Origin of the sequence: Teichococcus globiformis (assembly GCF_042646265.1) — a bacterium.
Taxonomy (GTDB): Bacteria; Pseudomonadota; Alphaproteobacteria; order Acetobacterales; family Acetobacteraceae; genus Pseudoroseomonas; species Pseudoroseomonas globiformis.
On the sequence record NZ_JBHRTN010000002.1, the window covers coordinates 45,638 to 63,707 of the forward strand.

Sequence of the window (18,070 nt, forward strand, 5' to 3'; positions counted from 1 at the left end):
TAACCTCACCATCGAATCGGCCCGTTCGCGGCTTCTTCGCCTTTTTCTGCTAGGCAACGCCGGCAGTGTTGTAGATGCAGACCTTCGTAGAACTGACTTTCTCCTCGGTGCAGAAGGCTGACTTTTCAGGTTGGATTCGGAACAGCCTGGAGGCGGCTTATGCGTCACTACGGTAGTGCTCCTCTCTTGACCTAGGCTTGGCCTAAAGGATTTCACGGCCATGACCTTGGCATTGAGGCAGCAGGTCCGGGTGCCGTGATCATGTGTTCATGTTGCGGAGGGCTTAGGGATAACGCGGCTTCATGCTGCAGCCGTTACGCAGGATTCTCAGGGTAACCTGTCGCCCTGCTGAATTTTTATCTGTCGCCGCTCCAATTATCCTATTTTGGGTTTAAATCAAGACCTTCTTATCCGGGTCAGCCGCGTCCCATGGATCGGCTAAACCGGCATGCCTCGCTCAAGCCGATCGCCTCGGCATCTACGTTTGATAGAGATTCTCAAGGCGGGCCGGTTGTCGGCTGACCTGACACAACATGAAGCGGCGGCGAAGCTACGAAGGCCGCAGTCTTTCGTCGCAAAATACGAGTCAGGGGAGCGTCGCCTCGACGTTGTGGAACTGATCGAGGTCTGTGAGGTGATAGGCCTGGACCCGCAGGATCTGGTTGCGGAGCTGACTGCCGTCGGTCAGGGATGACCCACGCTCGGGAGATTGCGGCCCAGAGATATTGGCGCGGCCGATGCGGCCGGCCAGGCTGCGGTTGTACCATTTCAGAGCAGCGATTTTTCTTCAAACCTGGAGGACAGGATTGGGCGCCCAGCGTCCGAATTCCTTCGCCTGCTCCAGTCGGTCTTCCATCTCCATTCTCCGTTTGCTCATCGGCACCGCTATACGCGGCTTTCTGCCGTGTTTTTGCGGATAGGGCTGATACTGCGCGGTCGGAACGACCGTCGTTTCTGTCTCCCCAGGCCGATTCTCTCTCCGAGGCTCGGGATCTGGCCGATCGAGTCTACAAGCCCCAACACCAGGAAAATGGCCGATCTCCCGGCTCGCGCCTGGCTTGTGGTTGGGGCTGAGACCGCGTGAGCGCTTATCGCCCGGCTCCAGCTGTTCACCGCAAGCCCCGAGCCTCTCCAGAGAAAAGGCGCAAAACCGGGGTAGCTCGACGCTCGCAACCACTGCGCAATCCGCTCTTTTTTCTCTATTCTCCCGCTAGAGTTGCAGGGAGAATCGGGAATGGCGGGTCGGCGGCGGGCACAGCCCTCAGAACAACAGGGCGCGCTCCCGGTCGAGGACTATCGCCATGCTGGCGCCACCCGGCCGAACAACCCGCCCGCCGCCATCGCTGCCGAGGGCCGGACACCTCCAGCGCCGCGGACCAGCTACGCTTATTCCCCGCGCCTGGACCCTGCACTGCGAGCCGATCCCTCTGGCCGGGCGGATGCCCTGCCGCCACTGCTGGAGAAGGCGACGCGAGAGAAGCTAACCGCGGAGGAGGTCGCCTTGCTGGCCGAGGCGCTGCGGCGGCACGAGCCCTGGCTGGAATGGGCCGGCAAACGGGAGACGCCGGGCTTCGCGGTGGACTCGGTGGCGCTGCACATCCATGAGCGCGTGAGCACCCAGGCCATCCTTCGGGCCGCGGCGCGGCAGGATGTGACGCGCGACCTGTTTGCCGACCCGACGCTGTCCTATGCGCAGGCGGTCAAGTTTTACCAGCACGACGTCGATTGGGCGAACCGGCTGATCCTGGGCGACAGCCTGCAGGTGATGGCCAGCTTGGCGCAGCGGGAGAACCTCGCCGGCAAGGTCCAGATGATCTACCTGGACCCACCCTACGGCATCCGCTTCGGCAGCAATTTTCAGCCGGAGACGGTCAAGCGGACAGTGTCGGACCACGCGGCGGACCTGACCCGCGAGCCGGAGATGGTCCGCGCCTACCGCGATACTTGGCGGCTCGGCGTGCATTCCTACCTCACCTATCTGCGGGACCGGTTAACCGCCGCGCACGCGCTGCTGTCGGACACCGGCAGTATCTTTGTGCAAATCAGCGACGAGAATGTTCATCGGGTTCGGGCTTTGATGGACGAGGTTTTCGGAGCTGAGAATTTCGTCTCGATGATTTCATTTCAGACTACGTCAGGCTTTGCTCAAGCGGGCGGTCTTGCCCGAATGGGCGACTACCTCCTCTGGTATGGTCGAATGCGAAAGCGGACACGAATCAGGACGCTCTATGAACGCCAGAACGTGGACGCGGGCAGCCTGGCTGCTGGTTGGCTGATCACCCGCGAGGGCGAGTATCGGGGCGTGAGTTCCGACGAAGAAAGCGGTCGGAAGCCCCTGCCCGAGGGCGCGTTGCTCTATAATCCTGATAACCTTCAATCTCAGGGTGCAGCCTCAAATCCCCAGCCGTTCGAGTTTGAGGGCAAGCAATACGAGCCCAACTCAAACAACCATTGGAAGCCCAACTATCCGGCGGGCCTAACACGGCTGGCGCAATCGGGCCGTCTTCACGTTGCAAAGGACAGCATCCGATACCGACGATACGCGAATGATTTCCCGCTGAAGGCGCGCGGAAATCTCTGGACAGATACACTTACGGGCAGCTTCACCGACTCAAAGCTCTTCGCCGTGATGACGAACCCGAAGGTGATAGAGCGGTGCATGCTGCTGACGACCAACCCTGGGGATCTGGTGCTCGACCCAACCTGCGGTTCGGGAACTTCTGCTTTCGTAGCTGAGGAATGGGGGCGGCGCTGGATTACGATAGACACTTCGCGCGTTGCTGTTGCCGTCTGCCGGCAACGTCTCATGACGGCTCGGTTCGAGCACTACCGCCTCGCGAACGAGGCAAAGGGTCTTGCGGGAGGCTTCGTCTGCAAGACCGAACCTCACATCACTCTGGGCGCAATCGCTCGCAACGATTCGCTCGACGCTATCTTTGCGAAGCACCAGCCTATCCTCGACACGCGCCTGTCGGCCTTAAACGCCGCCCTGGAGAACGCAGGCAAAGACTTACCGACCCGCCTCGCTGGAAAGCTTGCGGCCAAGCAGAGGGCTGAGGGCAAGCGCGCCATCACAGAGGGCGACCGTCGGCGCTGGCTGCTACCCAAGGTTGGCGAAGGCTTCCAGCATTGGACCGTACCCTTCGACACAGACCCCGGCTACCCGGAGGACTTCGCTCAAGCCATCACAGCGTATCGCGCAGCGTGGCGCGCAAAGCAGGACGAGGTGGACAAGGCAATCGCTGATGCCGCGGAGCAGGAAGAACTTGTCGATCAGCCCGAGAAGGTAAACGGTATCACGCGGGTAGCCGGCCCCTTCACTGTCGAAGCCGTGCAGCCCGCCGAGACCAGTCTCGATGAGGCTGCGCATGCAAGCCCTATAGACGGCGCACCCGAGACGCTGGATGATACCTTCGCCGCCGATGGTGCCGATGCGGCAACAGCCGATCCGCAGAATGCCGAAGCTTATCTCGACCAGATGCTTCGACTCCTCAGGCAGGACGGTGTCCGATTCCTGGACAACAAGGAAAAGCACTTCACCCGACTGGAACCGCTCGGCGCGCGGTCGCAAGCCATCCATGCCGAGGGCCGATGGGTGTTGAAGGGCGAGACGGACGATGATCCCGAAGGCCGCGCTACCGTCGCCGTCGCTTTCGGCCCGCAATACGGGCCAGTGACGGCGCAGCAGGTCGAGCAGCTTCTCTCCGCTGCGTCGCGGCGCGGCTATGAGGAGTTGGTGATCGCCGGCTTCACCTTCGACGGCGCTGCTCAGGCGATCATCGACGAGGATCCGAACCCCCGCGTGCGCGTTCACATGGCGTTCATCAGGCCAGACGTGAGTAGCGGAATGTCGGGGCTGCTGAAGGACACACCCGCGGCACAATTGTTCACTGTCTTCGGAAAGCCGCGCTCGAAGCTGGAAACGGCTGGCAAGGACGAGTGGCGCGTGGTGATGGAAGGAGTCGATATCTACGATCCACTGACGGCCACGATCACGCCGACGCGCGCCGACAAGGTGGCCGCCTGGTTCATGGACAGCGACTATGACGGCCGCAGCTTCTGCATCACCCAGGCCTTCTTCCCGGACAAGGGCGCCTGGTCGAAGCTGAGCGCTGCGCTCAAGGGCGTGGTGGATGAGGAAGCCCTCACCGCCCTCTCCGGCACAGTCAGCCTGCCCTTTCCGAAGGGCGAGCATGCCTGCGTCGCGGTGAAGGTGATCGACCCGCGCGGGAACGAGGTGATGCGCCTGCATCGGCTGGAGGGCTGAGGCGATGGCCAAAGCCTCTCCGCAGCAACAGGACATCCCGATCCAACCGGTCGAACGGCCCATCCTCTGCTCGCCCTACAACGAGCCAGATCAGCACTGGAAGTACGACACCGTCACCGGCGCCGCGCACAAGGAACCGGGCCGTCGCACCGCCTCCTACTGGTACAAGACCGAGCGGACCGGCAGCGCGCAGATGTCGCTGCTGGCGCAGGAGCAGCAGGACGACCTGCCGCTGCCTAACCTGCTGCGCGACGATGTGCGCCGGTGGCGGGAGGCCGACTACCGCGGCGCCACGCTCGCCACCCGCGAGTTGCTCCGCCACTGGAGCCGTGAGGATCGCGAGCGCCGCCTGTTCTTCGGCCAGCGTGAGGCAGTCGAGACCATCATCTACCTGGCGGAGATGCGCTTCACCGGCCGCACCAGCCGCCTGCGCTTCGCACCGAAGGTAACGGAGGAGGATCTCGGGCGCCTGCTGAGCGGCGTGCGACCGGGGCCGGCCTTCCAACTGGCGCAGGGCGCGGAGTTCTTCCCCACCCTGGTTGACAAGCCCGCCGACCCGTCGCTGAAGCCACTGCGCCGCCTGTGCACCAAGCTCGCGACCGGCAGCGGCAAGACGCTGGTCGCAGCCATGGTGATCACATGGGCCTTCGTGAACCGCGGCATCAGCCCGGAGAGCAGGGAATACCCGGACGTCGCCCTGCTCTGCGCGCCGAACCTGACAGTGAAGGAGCGGCTGGGCGTGCTGAAGCCCGACGCACCGGACAATTACTATGACGCTTTCGATCTCGTGCCGACGAAATGGCGGCCGCTGCTCCAGCGCGGGACCGTCATTGTCGAGAACTGGCACCGCTTCGCGCCGGAAAGCCCGCACAAGGACGGTGACAAGACCTATGCCGTCGTCGACAAGGGCGAGGAAACCCCCGCGGATTTCCTGCGCCGCATCCTGGGCAGCGCGTCTGACCGGCTGCCGATCCTGGTCATCAACGACGAGGGTCACCATTGCTGGCGGCCGGCTCCCGGTGTGGCGGCCGGCTCTGGGCTGACCGGCGACGACAAGGCGGCATTCGAGGATGAAGCGCAGGAGGCGACCGTCTGGGTTGACGGGCTCGATCGGCTGAACGCGGCCGGTGGTGAAGCGCCAGGAATCGCCATGGTGGTGGACCTTTCCGCCACGCCCTTCCGCATCAAGGGCAGCGGGTATCCCGAGGGCCAGCCCTTCCCCTGGATCGTCTCCGACTTCGGACTCGTGGATGCGATCGAGAGCGGCATCACAAAGATCCCCCGACTGCCCGTTCAGGACACGACGGGGCGGCCTGACCCGCGATACTTCCGCCTATGGGAGGCGATCCGTGACGGGCTGCAACCTGGCGAGAAGCTACCTGGGCGCTCCGGCAAGCCGAAGCCGGATGTAGTCTGGCGCGAGGCACAAGGCGCGCTGGTCCAGATCATGGGCCAGTGGAAGGAGCGTTTCGAGCGTATCCGGGCGGCCCAGCCCGGCGCGGACCGGACGCCGCCCTGCGTGATCGTCGTCTGCGACAACACCGACATCGCCGAGGAATTCTACCGCCGCATCAGCGGCGAGCAGGTGATCGAGACGGTCACCGAGGCCGAGGTGCAGGAAGTTCTCGAAGAGGAAGAGGGCGAGGACGAGGCGCCTACCACCAAGCGCGGGAAGAAGCCCAAGCCGCGCACCGTCTACGGGCAGGGCGAGGTCTTCCCCGAACTGTTCAGTAACACGGCAGAGCGGAAGGTCACCATCCGCATCGACAGCAAGCTGCTGGCGCAGGCCGAGGCCGGCGGCACGGGCAAGGGCAAGAAGAAGGCCGATGCGGCTGAGGAGCTGCGGCGCATTGTGGCCACCGTCGGCAAAGCTGGCGAGCCCGGCGAGCATGTTCGCTGCGTCGTCTCGGTGGCCATGCTGACGGAAGGCTGGGACGCCAACACAGTCACGCAGATCCTCGGGCTGCGCGCCTTCACAAGCCAGCTGCTGTGCGAGCAGGTCGTGGGCCGCGGTCTGCGGCGGATGGACTACAAGCCGGACCCCGCAACCGGGCTGCTGACCGAGGAATACTGCGATGTCTACGGCGTGCCCTTCTCCGTCATCCCGTTCCGCGGGAGGCCGGTGAACAAGCCCGAGCCGGACGACACGCCGCCCAACCTGGTGAAGGCGCTGCCCGAGAGGGCCGCGATGGAGATCCGCTTCCCGGTGGTGGAGGGTTATGCCTTCGCGCTGCGCCGCAACCTGATTCGCTGCGATGTCGGCGCGATGGAGCCGCTGCGCATCGAGCCGAACCGCGAGCCCACCGGCACTTTCGTGCGGCCGCAGGTGGGAGTGCAGGTCGGCGGCGGCATGGCGGAGACGCAGTCGCCCTTCGGCTTCCACCAGCAGGACCGTGAGGCCTATTACGCCTCGGTCCACCTCCAGACGATCCTGTTCCAGGCGGCACAGCGCATCGTCGAGGAGCTGACGCAGGCGGGTACGTCCGGTACCGAGGGGCGCAAGCGGCGCGTGTTCGCGCTGCAATCACGCCACGCGCTGTTCCCGCAAGTGTTCCGCGTGGTCGAGGAATACGTGCGCCGGAAGGTAAACTTCAACGGCGCACCGGAGCCCGAGCTTGGCCTCGAGAAATATGCGCGACAGGTGGTGGAGCGGGTGCGCGACGCCATCCAGCCGGACGCCTCATCGGGCGAGCCGCCGCTGCTGCCCTTGCTGAACCGCACACAGGAAATCGGCAGCACCACGGGTGTGGAGTTCCGCACGAAGCGGCCGGTCTTTGCGACGATGGCGAGCCACATCGGGCATGTCGTCGCCGACACCGCCGCGTGGGAACAAAGTGCTGCGTTCCGTTTGGAGCAGGCCGCACAGCAGGGGCTGATCCGCTTCTATGCGCGGAATGAGGGGATGGACCTCAGCATCCCGTATGAGTTCCTCGGGGTCGATCACGGCTACGAGCCCGACTTCCTCGTGCGTATGGCCATGCCGGATGGAGAGCCGGACCTGACGCTTGTGCTTGAAGTGAAGGGCTTTGAGGACAACCAGACGACTGCCAAGCACGAAGGCGCGCGGCGTTGGGTGCGGGCGGTGAACAACTGGGGGAAGCTCGGGCGCTGGGCGTTCCATGTATGCCGGAACCCGCAGATGCTGGAGCGGGAGTTGGCGTATCTCGTGCAGCAGTAGGGAAGTGAGTCTGCCGCGTGATTCGGATTTTTTCTCCCGCATAGTCGCCGGAAATGCAGCTGCGGGTCAGGAGATCTAATGGACTGGATTGACAAGAATCACCTGGACACATTTGCTGCAAGGAAGGACGCGCGGGATCTTCTCCCAGCCCTGATCTACGACCTTATCCTCGCCACATCTGAGACTCCCGTAGACGCGCGGTTTCTATCAGGAGAAGCGGGCCAGGTACGCGGCTTCGATGGCGTGCTTACGTCTAGGGGTGCCGATCCGTTCGTCCCGGCCAGACACTCGGTATGGGAATTCGGCTGCGAGCCAGACTTCAAGTCTAAGGCTGCGAAGGATCTAACTAAGCGGAGTAAGACCCTCGACGCCGCGCAACGCGCGCAGACGACCTTCGTGTTTGTCACGCCCCGCACCTACGATGTTCCTCGGGTGAGGCTCGATCAGTGGGAAACTGAACTCGCCAAAGGTAAGGGCTGGAAGGACGTGCGCGTTGTCGATGGCGGCAAGCTGAAGCACTGGCTCGGCCTCGCGCCAGGCGTCGCGGCGCACTGGGCTTCCGGATTCTTCGGCGCGTACCCACCCGGTGTCGCGTCGACCGACGAGTTGTGGCGCGAGTATGCGAGCGGCTGCTCCCTTACCATCACCGAGCAACTCCTCCTGGCAGGGCGCGCCGAGCAGGCTGCGTCCATCGTTCAGCGCCTTGCCACATTGCAGCCCGACCGAATTGAGATAGCCGCCGATTCGGCCGAAGAGGCGTTGGCGTTCGCAATTGCTGCCCTTCGATCGGCTAAGCCGGAAGTTCGGGCCGTCCTGCGTGCGCGCGCTCTTGGTCTCAGAACGCCAGACGCAGTAACGGACCTGGTACGTCGTGGCGATCTCGCGACTGGCCTCATTTTCTTCCCAACGAATCTTGCTGCGACGCGAGCTGGTCTACTCGTGCAGCACGGCCCGACGATTATCGCATCGGGGCGCGCGCAGGGCCGTGGCGGCAGCTACGTCCAGCTCACGCGCCCCCCGCGGCACGTATTCGCCGAAGCGCTGTCATTGGGCGGCAGTGCTGATCGCCTGCTTGCTGCGCAGCTCGCCGCCGGATGCGGGAGCAGCGTCACTGTGCTTACGCGAGTGCGGCCTGGCGGCACGCCCAATCGGCCAGCCTGGGCCGGCAATGCACAAGGAACTGGGCTCATCGCCGCGCTACTTGCCGGGGCCTGGGACGCCTCAATCGAAGGGGACCGATCTGTCCTAACGACGCTCTCAGATGCTTCTTCCTATGAGGAATTTGAGGCGCGCATTCAGCACCTTCTCGCAATGGACGACCCACCGCTTGAGCGCGCTGGCACCGTGTGGAAGGTCCGCGCACCCATGGACGCTTTCGTGTTGCTCGGCGCGCTCGCCGACGGCCTGCACCTCGGCCGCTTCAGGGCAAGCTGCTGCGACGTGCTCGGCGAGCGCGATACGAACCTCGAACTTGACGATGATGCTCTTCTCATGGCTGGACGAGGACTGAACCGGTCCGACTGGCTCAGGGAGGGGATGGCAATGACCCTCCTACTAGCGGCTACGATGCACGAGCCTGCGGCTTTTGGCGCCAGCCTAGCCGCCGTTGGCGGGCCGGAGGCCTGGGTGGGTGGAATAGTGGGATCGCTTCCCGGCCTTGCCACGGACGCCGCGCTCCTGGCGAGTCTACGGGGCGCGCTGCCGCTCCTCGCAGAGGCTGCACCGGCCCCTTTCGTCGCGGCGGTCGCTCGTCTTCTTGAAGGTGGCGCGGGGACCGTCGCTCCGCTCTTCCGTGAGCGCACCGCTTTTATCGCGCCCGACGCGCGGCATACCTACCTACTCTGGGCGCTGGAGGTACTCGCCTGGGATCCGGACCTCCTGCCGCGCGTGGCGATCCTACTGGCCCGACTCGCGGCGTTCGACCCAGGCGGTAAGCTCGGAAACAGGCCGATCAACAGCCTGCGCGAAATTCTGTTGCCGTGGCTACCGCACACTGATGCGCCTGTGGCGAAACGCCTTGCAGTGATGCAGGCGGTCGTGCGCACGGACGACAAGGTGGGCTGGGATCTTTCCCTTCGCCTTCTGCCCGAGATGCACTCCAGCAGCTCGCCCACGTCCCGCCCGGAGATCAGGGAAGCCGGGGCGAGTGAGGCTGGGGCGCCGACGACCGAGACGATTGCTGTGCATCGCGCCGCCGCTCAGGCGGCGCTGCGCCTCGTCGGGACGAATCGATCCCGATGGCTTGAACTCATTCCGCGACTGCCCGATCTCCCGCAGGAGGAGCACGAGGAAGCCGTGTCAATCCTGGACACAGCTCTCGCAGCGCTGCCTTCGGTGGATCGCCAGCAGGTCTGGGACTGCCTCCGAGCAACCACCGCGAGGCACGCCGGCTTCCAGGACACCGCCTGGGCCCTGCGCGGGGCGCCACTTGAGCGGCTCGTGTCTCTGGTTCAGAAGTGGGAGCCCGAGGACGTCGTCGCCCGCACACTTCCCCTATTTGCGGAAAGCCTGCCCGAACTAGTTATCGCGCCCGGAGAGTCGCCGCTCACGCGCGAGCGGTTGGAAGAACTGCGAGCGGGGGCCGTGCGTGACCTTCTCACGGCGGAGGGAGATGCCGGCGTGCTCCGGCTCGCCGACGAATTGACCAATACGTGGGATCTCGTCCGGCTTACAGGTAACGCTCTGCCCACAGCAGAGGCGATTCTCGAGTTCTGCCTTAACGCCCTCGCGCGCGGAACGCCTAGCGCCACTGGACTTGCTGGTGGCCTCTCAAGTGTCGGAGAGCAGCGTTTTGGTGACGAATGGAGAACGCTCCTGCGCACTGAGCAGAGCGTACTTTCATCGCCACACCTCGCTGTCCTGCTTCAGGGTCTACCAGACGACGAAGCGGCTTGGGATTTCATCGCGTCACTCGGCAAAGATGTCGAGGATGCGTACTGGAATCGGAAGTCTCCGTGGTTTTTGCCTGACAGCAATCCTGCCCTCGTCGAGCGCGCGGTCCAGAAACTGCTGAATGTCGGAAGGGCCATTCCCGCGCTCCTAGCTCAAGGCCGCAGCCTGCCCATTTCTTCTGATCTGACCCTCAAAGCCCTCGACGGGGCTATCCCGGAGATTAATGCCTCAGTCGAATCCATTGGCGCCAGCTTCGTGTACGCAGTCGAGCAGGTCTTTGGGCATCTGAGGGCGCGCAGCGACGTCGATCGCGCTGACATCGCCAGACGCGAGTTTGCGTACTTATCTCTCCTGACGAACGCGGGAAAGCCGAAGCAGCGGCTAGTTCTCTTCGAGACAATGGCTGGGAACCCCGAACTTTTCGTCTCCCTGATTTGCACGGTGTTCTTGCCTACATCGGGTAGACGTCCGGAGCCCAACGAGGCGCTTCGCCAGCAAGCTCGTGCCGCGTTCCGAGCCTTAGAATCCTTCCGCGAATTGCCGGGCCGCACCGGCACCGAAGTGGACGCGTCCGCTTTGCGAGTTTGGGTGATGGAGGCGTTGCAACTTACGATCGAAGCGGACCGGGCGAAGATAGGAGCGCAGTATATCGGCAAGGTTTTGGCGCATGCGCCACATGATCCTGCCGATGAAGCGTGGCCGCATAGGGCGGTGCGCGAGGTGATCGAGGGGGCCGCAAGCGACGAGTTGGAACGCGGCATCCAAGTAGAACGCTTCAATATGCGTGGGGTCTTCTCCAAGGATCCGTATGAAGGCGGTGGTGCCGAACGAGCGCTCGCCGTGCAGGCACGGCAATGGGCGGATGTTTCGACCGCTTGGCCGCGGACAGCGGGGATGCTCGCGCGCATTGCCGAAAGCTGGGAGCATCATGCTGAGCGAGAGGACATTGAGGCACAGAAACGTTTTATGGGGGGGTGAGCTTTCGGCTGGGCAGCATCGGCCGCGTCCGGCAAGGTCATTGAGTCCAATCGTGCTTTACCGCGTCACTCGCCGGATGCGATGTCCGCCTGCTCAGATCGAGACTAGCCCGCTGTTGATGCCAGACCGCCGATGCGCATGAAAGCAGCGGAGGTAGACCCAAGCCATTCATCTCCCGCCCCTCCAGAATGTCCTCGACGAGGTCTGGAGAAAGCAGCGTGAGCTGTAGCAGGCGCCCGAGGTAGCCGCGGTCGATCTTCTCCGCGGCCGCCATGTCGGTGACCGAGCCGTAGACTCCATTGTCCAGCAGGCGTTGGTACCGGAACGCCCGAGCCAGCGCCTTCACCAGCGCCGGCCGGCGCGCGTTGTGACCGGCGCCACGCCATCGGCAATCGGAGTCACGACTGTCTTCAGCCCGGTCTGTGTCGGATGGCCAGCGGCACCCGGACCGTGATGCTGGTCGCGGCCGTCATGCCGCCCTCAAGGCGTCTGGCGCGATGGCGGTCATCGCGGCCGAGGCCGCCGAGCCCATCCAGCCGTAACCGAATGTCCGCGCCGCCTCGGCGGCCGGTTTTCTGCCAACCGGATCAAGCTCGCACTTCAGTGCACAGAAACCTCAAATTTAGTTCCCGTAAGAGTGGATCGCTTGACCGGGGCGGGGCACCCCTAGCATCTGTCCAGGTGAAGGGGGGGAGGGAGGAGGCAGATTCTCGTTACTACTGTAGGGGGTGGCAGGTTAGGCGCTGTCGACAGCCCGCCTCCATGCCGGGGCTATCCTGTCGATGCCGTCGCTGCAGGTAGAGATTGTGGCCGCTTCGGCGGTAATTTCTGTCCAGCTACCGCAAGAAAGGGTTCCTGCGACCGAGGCGCACAGATGCTCCGAACATCATACAGACAACAGATATCCTCATTTTGCGGGACATCTGAGGGACAGTAGCTCAGGTGAGTGGTGCATATTTGGACAAACGCTGAAAACTAGGGTATGCGACAGAAGGGGCCGTAACCTGCTGAATTGGGTGACGTTTCCCTTCGTAAGCCTTGCTCTGCGCCGGGTTAGCACAGCGGTAGTGCAGCGGTTTTGTAAACCGAAGGTCGGGGGTTCGATCCCCTCACCCGGCAAATTCTCCCCGCAAAGGCAAGTTCATGTTCCGGCGCGGGGGCACAGGCAGGCGAACTCGCCTACCGATCTGCGCCGGGTTTCTCCTGCTTCGGGGGCTCCCCTGTCCATTCATCCGTGATCTGTGCCTGGGCCTCCGAAATCTGGTCCAACTCGGGTGCCGATGGAGGCTTCGGAATGTAGCCTCCCGTGGCATCTTTCGAGGGGAATTGTGCTTTCGGGCCTTCCGGTGGGCGATCCGCCATGGCCTTGATCCTTTCTTTGTCCCGGAAAAACAACGTCGCAACTGCTGCACCGTTCCACGCTCCAAATGCGCTTGTCGGCCAAGGCCGGTGTTCCGGATGAACGGGCTGGCCGGGTGGAGGGGTGACCGGCCAGCCCGTTCTCTGGCAGCATCGCCCTTGGATTGCGGGCCAAGCGGCAGGAGCGGCCTTGTGCCGCATGAGCCGGGGAGGAAAGAACATGGGTTCCAGATCGTCGCGCCAAGGACAAGGAGAAAGGGTATGAGCGAGCACCGGATCCGGCTCGGCGTGCTGACGCCCTCTTCCAATACGGTGCTGGAGCCGGTGACGCAGGCGATGATCGCCGGCCTGCCAGACGTATCGGCTCACTTCAGCCGCTTTCGCGTCACCGAGATCGCGTTGTCCGAGAGTGCGCTGGCGCAGTTCGACGACACGCCCATTCTGCGCGCTGCGGAACTGCTGGCCGATGCCCGAGTCGATGCGATTGTCTGGAGCGGGACCTCCTCGGGCTGGCTTGGCTTCGCAGCGGATGAGCGGCTGTGTGCGCGCATCTCCGCGGCGACGGGCATCGCCGCCACCACGTCCATGCTGGCACTCAATGACGTGCTGACCTCGACGGGAGTGAAACGGCTCGGGCTGGTCACGCCCTATCGCGACGATGTGCAGGCGCGCATCCTCGCCAATTATGCGTCCTTCGGTTTCGATTGCGTTGCAGAGCGGCATCTCGGTCTGCAGGAGAATTTTTCCTTTGCGGGGGTGGACGCGGGTGAATTGTCCGGAATGGTAGGGGCGGTGGCGGCTGAGGGCGCCGACGCCCTGGCGGTGGTCTGCACCAATCTGCGGGCTGCACCGCTGGTTGCCGAATGGGAGGCGCGGCTCGGCCTGCCGGTTTATGACACCGTGGCAACGGCGGTGTGGAAGGGATTGTCACTGGCGGGCGCCGATCCGGCATGCATCCAGGGCTGGGGGCGGTTGTTCTCGGTGAAGCCGTAGCACCGCAAACCTCGGATCGGTCACGGGCGTTGCCCCTGCGGAGAAGATCGGTAGGAGGGCGTTGCCATGCTGTTGCGCGCACGGCTGGTGCTGGTGCTTCCGCTGCTGGGTGCTTGCGCCGGGTGGGAGAAGCCCGGGACGGATGCCGCGCAGCGGGACGCTGCCCTGGCGCGGTGCGAAGGCCAGGCCGGCGGCATCGCACCGCAATGGGAAACGGTGGTGGAACGCCCCGGCCGCTTTGTGCCCTCCTTCGTGGAATGCGGGGCTGACGGGCGCTCCTGCCGTAGCACAGGCGGCTATTTCGACTCCCCCCAATATCGGAGCCGGGATTCGGCGGCGCCGCTGCGCGAGGCGGTGGTGGAAAGCTGCATGCAGGAACAGGGCTGGCGCCGCACCGGCGGACTTTAGCCCCCGCCGAAGTGCTGTGCGCCATGCGCCGAGATATGCCACCTTGCCGCGGACAGAACCCGCTAAGGGTCCGGGAGGGAGGAAGCGGAGCCATGCGCCCAGATGCCCATCTTCACCATGCCGAGCGCGTGCACGCCACCCTGCGCGATCATTCCGCTGCGGCGCGGTCGGCTGTTGTGGCCTCCTGGCTCCGCTCCGCGCGGGATCATGGGCTGGATCCGGAAACGTCGCGTCCGCCTCACCGCATCGAGGAAGCCAGATTGCGGGAAGCGCATGAGCGGCTGGCGCCAATGCTGCGCGCGGCACGGCCCACCCTGGACCGGTTGCTGGAAACAGTGGGGGACAGCGGGTGCTGCATCCTGTTGACCGACCGCGACGGCGTGCCGCTGGAACGGCGGGGGCGCCCCGGCGATGACGCGGCCTTCCTGAACTGGGGCCTGTGGACCGGCATGGTCTGGAGCGAAGCGCGGGAAGGCACCAATGGCGTCGGCACTTGCCTGGCGGAGGGGAGGGCGTTGACCATCCATCGCGACCAGCATTTCTACACCCGGAACATCGGCCTATCATGCACCGTGGCGCCGCTGCACGACCATGAGGGACGGCTGGTGGGTTGCCTGGATGTTTCCAACTGCCGGCGCGATGCCGACCGGGCGATGGTGGCTCTGGTCGCGGCGGCTGTGGGCGACGCCGCCCGGCGGATCGAGGCGGCACATTTCCGCCAGGCCTACCCTCAGGCGCGCATCCTGCTGTCCGCCGAAGAAGCGGGAGCCGAAGGCGCGCTGTTGGCCCTCGACCGGGACGACCTAGTGATCGGCGCCACCCGCGCCGCGCGACGCCTCTACGGCATCACCGCGGAGCGCATCGCCGCAGGGTTGCCCGCCTCCGCCGTCGTGGGCGGGCCGGCGAGCACCGGGGACGGGCTGCGCGAAGCCGAGCGCGGAGCCGTGAGCCGGGCGCTGGCACGGGCGGAAGGGAACGTTTCGGCCGCCGCACGCAGCCTCGGCATCAGCCGCGCTACCCTGCACCGCAAGCTGGCGCGGCTTGGCCTGCAGAACTGAAAGGCCAGGAAAGGCAGCGCTCGCGGTTGAGGGGTGCCAGAGCACGGTCGCAGCCTCTTGGTGAGGTGCGCCATTGTCGCAGCTCTGCGACAGGTTTGCGCCGCAGCAAGGGCAGAGATGGCTGGCACCCGGCCCGTGATCGGAGGATGCTGCGGCTCAAGGGCGCTGAATGGCGCCAAATCAGCATGGGAGGGGACCCGATGACCCAGATGGAATTCGACCGCGCCTCGAAGCCGCCCTTCGCCGCACGCTATGGCAACTTCATCGGCGGACAATGGGCCGAGCCGAAGAGCGGCCGGTATTTCGAGAATACCTCGCCGGTTAACGGCAAGGTGTTGTGCGAGGTGGCGCGCTCCGATGCCGCCGACATCAACGCGGCCCTTGATGCAGCGCACGCCGCCAAGGAAGGCTGGGGCCGCACCAGCGCGACCGAGCGCGCCAACATCCTCAACCGGATCGCGCAGAAGATCGAGGACAACATCCCGCTGCTGGCCGCCGCCGAGAGCTGGGACAATGGCAAGCCGATCCGCGAAACCACGGCCGCCGACCTGCCGCTCGCCGTTGACCATTTCCGCTACTTCGCCGGCTGCATCCGGGCGCAGGAAGGCGGCATCTCGGAAATCGACCACGACACGGTGGCCTACCACTTCCAGGAACCGCTGGGCGTGGTCGGCCAGATCATCCCGTGGAACTTCCCGATCCTGATGGCGTGCTGGAAGCTGGCGCCGGCACTGGCCGCCGGCAATTGCGTGGTGCTGAAGCCGGCCGAGCAGACGCCCGCCTCCATCATGATCCTGGCCGAGCTGATCGCCGACCTGCTGCCGCCCGGCGTGCTGAACATCGTCAACGGCTTCGGGCTGGAGGCAGGCAAGCCGCTGGCCTCCTCCAGCCGCATCGCCAAGATCGCCTTCACCGGCGAAACCACCACTGGCCGGCTGATCATGCAGTATGCCAGCCAGAACCTGATCCCCGTCACGCTGGAGCTGGGTGGCAAATCGCCTAACATCTTCTTCGCCGATGTCGGCGCGGAGGATGACGACTTCCTCGACAAGGCGGTCGAGGGCTTCGTCATGTTCGCCCTCAACCAGGGCGAGGTCTGCACCTGCCCGTCCCGAGCGTTGATCCATGAGAAGCTGTTCGACCGCTTCATGGAACGGGCGCTGAAGCGCACCGCCGCCATCACCCAGGGGCATCCGCTCGATCCCTCCACCATGATCGGCGCCCAGGCCTCCAGCGAGCAGCTGGAGAAGATCCTGAGCTATATCGACATCGGCAAGCAGGAGGGTGCCGAGGTGCTGGCCGGCGGCACGCGCAACGAGCTGGGCGGCGAACTGGCGGGGGGCTACTACGTCAACCCGACCATCTTCCGCGGCCACAACAAGATGCGGGTCTTCCAGGAGGAGATCTTCGGCCCCGTTGTTTCCGTCGCCACCTTCAAGGATGACGAGGAGGCGCTGTCCATCGCCAACGACACGCTCTACGGCCTCGGTGCCGGCGTCTGGACGCGGGATGGCAATCGCGCCTACCGCTTCGGCCGCGCCATCCAGGCCGGGCGTGTCTGGACCAACTGCTACCACGCCTACCCGGCGCACGCGGCCTTCGGCGGCTACAAGCAGTCGGGCATCGGGCGGGAGAACCACGCGAAGATGCTGGACCACTATCAGCAGACCAAGAACCTGCTGGTCAGCTACAGCCCGAAGAAGCTCGGCTTCTTCTGAGCCATCCGGCGGCGGGGAGGGCAGCCCTCTCCGCGCCCAGCAGCAGGAGCGGCAGCATGAACGACAACACCCCGCCCCGCGTGCGCGCAACCGCCGCCGCCCTGGCCCTGATCGACACGCTGCGGCAGGAACACGGCCCCATCCTGTTCCATCAATCGGGCGGCTGCTGCGACGGCTCGTCACCCATGTGCTACCCGCAGGATGATTTCCTGATCGGCGATGGCGATGTGAAGCTGGGCGAGATCGGCGGCGTGCCGGTCTACATTGGCGGCGCGCAGTTCGAGGCCTGGCGGCACACCCAGCTCATCATCGACGTGGTGCCCGGGAGGGGTGGCATGTTCTCGCTCGACAATGGGCGGGAACAGCGCTTTCTCACCCGCTCCCGCGCCTTCAGAAACGAAGAGTTGGCGCAGCTTGGGGAAGCGCCACGGCCAGGGCCGGAGCCTTCGGGCGAAATCTGCGCCGTTCCGCCCCGCTGAACTCAGTCTCGTTCCGCCAGCAGCAGCACGTTGGGCAGGGGCAGCCTTCCCCAGCAGGGGCGCCGCTCGACCCGGAAGCCTCCGCCGCGCAGCACCGCCTCGATGCGCGGCAGCGGCAAGGGGCTGACCCGCGCCCCGGGCTCGCCGCGCAGCACGGCGTTGACCCGTTCCATGCCGCGGCCGAAACGGCTGCGCCAGCCCAGATCGGGGTCGAACAGCCGGATCACCATGCGCCGCCGCGCCGCCCGCAAGGCGGGTGCCAGCAACGCCATCTGTGCTGCCTCCGGCATCTGATAGAGCACGTCTACCAGAAGCAGCGTGTCGCAGTCCGGGAGGGCGGCGCGGGTTTCCGGACGTGCCAGATCGGCCTGGATGTAGCGCGCCGGCAACCCGGCGGCAGCGGCATTGGCTTCCGCCACCTGCGGGCCGATCACGTCGATGCCCGTTGCTTCCCGCGCCAGCCCCGCCTGCACCAGCAGCAGCGCGAGCTGACCGCGTCCGCAGCCAAGGTCCAGCACATGGCCAAAGCCGCCGAGCTGCGCCGCATGGCGCAGCACCACTTCCGTCGCGGGGTCGCCACGCAGCTTGCCGGGCACGAAGCCACGGCTGTAGCGGGAAGCCCCCGCATAGCGTGCGGCGACCTGGCGGATCAGCCCGGGCAGTGCCGCCATCACCGCCTCCGGCCTGGGCGCCGCCGGCTGCTGCGGCTGCAAGACCTGACTCACCTTTCCTCTGCTCCT

Annotated in this window: 11 protein-coding genes and 1 tRNA gene; 10 read left to right on the forward strand and 2 right to left on the reverse strand. The window is 65.0% G+C overall.

Annotated elements, in window-relative coordinates; translation table 11 throughout:
- Positions 1-448: 448 nt before the first annotated feature.
- From ACFOD4_RS00480 to ACFOD4_RS00495, 4 genes are all read left to right on the forward strand, one after another.
- On the forward strand, positions 449-694 hold the full coding sequence (locus ACFOD4_RS00480) for a helix-turn-helix domain-containing protein (protein ID WP_379592477.1): 246 nt from the start codon (positions 449-451) through the stop codon (positions 692-694).
- A 540-nt stretch (positions 695-1,234) separates the two neighbouring features.
- Positions 1,235-4,267, forward strand: a complete 3,033-nt coding sequence (locus tag ACFOD4_RS00485) for a site-specific DNA-methyltransferase (protein ID WP_379592478.1) — start codon at positions 1,235-1,237, stop codon at positions 4,265-4,267.
- Positions 4,268-4,271: 4 nt separating this feature from the next.
- On the forward strand, positions 4,272-7,445 hold the full coding sequence (locus tag ACFOD4_RS00490) for a DEAD/DEAH box helicase (protein ID WP_379592480.1): 3,174 nt from the start codon (positions 4,272-4,274) through the stop codon (positions 7,443-7,445).
- 78 nt (positions 7,446-7,523) lie between these two features.
- Positions 7,524-11,315: a hypothetical protein gene (locus tag ACFOD4_RS00495; RefSeq protein WP_379592482.1), complete on the forward strand. Its 3,792-nt coding sequence runs from the start codon at positions 7,524-7,526 to the stop codon at positions 11,313-11,315.
- Positions 11,316-11,352: 37 nt separating this feature from the next.
- Here the strand turns inward: ACFOD4_RS00495 and ACFOD4_RS00500 are convergent, their stop codons facing one another.
- Positions 11,353-11,661 (reverse strand): hypothetical protein, encoded by a 309-nt coding sequence (locus ACFOD4_RS00500; RefSeq protein WP_379592484.1) that lies wholly within the window; start codon positions 11,659-11,661, stop codon positions 11,353-11,355.
- Positions 11,662-12,362: 701 nt separating this feature from the next.
- Here ACFOD4_RS00500 and ACFOD4_RS00505 point away from each other — a divergent pair.
- The 6 genes from ACFOD4_RS00505 (at position 12,363) to ACFOD4_RS00530 (ending at position 17,330) form a co-directional block, all read left to right on the forward strand.
- Positions 12,363-12,434 (forward strand) — tRNA-Thr (locus tag ACFOD4_RS00505).
- A gap of 501 nt (positions 12,435-12,935) precedes the next feature.
- Positions 12,936-13,667, forward strand: coding sequence for a maleate cis-trans isomerase family protein (locus tag ACFOD4_RS00510; protein WP_379592486.1), 732 nt, complete (start codon positions 12,936-12,938; stop codon positions 13,665-13,667).
- 66 nt (positions 13,668-13,733) lie between these two features.
- Positions 13,734-14,075: a hypothetical protein gene (locus tag ACFOD4_RS00515; protein ID WP_379592488.1), complete on the forward strand. Its 342-nt coding sequence runs from the start codon at positions 13,734-13,736 to the stop codon at positions 14,073-14,075.
- 92 nt (positions 14,076-14,167) lie between these two features.
- Positions 14,168-15,133: a GAF domain-containing protein gene (locus ACFOD4_RS00520; protein ID WP_379592490.1), complete on the forward strand. Its 966-nt coding sequence runs from the start codon at positions 14,168-14,170 to the stop codon at positions 15,131-15,133.
- Positions 15,134-15,333: 200 nt separating this feature from the next.
- Complete coding sequence (gene adh, locus ACFOD4_RS00525; RefSeq protein WP_379592492.1) at positions 15,334-16,851, forward strand: aldehyde dehydrogenase; 1,518 nt, start codon at positions 15,334-15,336, stop codon at positions 16,849-16,851.
- A gap of 56 nt (positions 16,852-16,907) precedes the next feature.
- Positions 16,908-17,330, forward strand: coding sequence for a DUF779 domain-containing protein (locus ACFOD4_RS00530; RefSeq protein ID WP_379592494.1), 423 nt, complete (start codon positions 16,908-16,910; stop codon positions 17,328-17,330).
- Positions 17,331-17,332: 2 nt separating this feature from the next.
- Here ACFOD4_RS00530 and ACFOD4_RS00535 read toward each other — a convergent pair whose 3' ends face one another.
- Positions 17,333-18,055: a methyltransferase domain-containing protein gene (locus tag ACFOD4_RS00535; RefSeq protein ID WP_379592496.1), complete on the reverse strand. Its 723-nt coding sequence runs from the start codon at positions 18,053-18,055 to the stop codon at positions 17,333-17,335.
- Between the last annotated feature and the right edge of the window lie 15 nt (positions 18,056-18,070).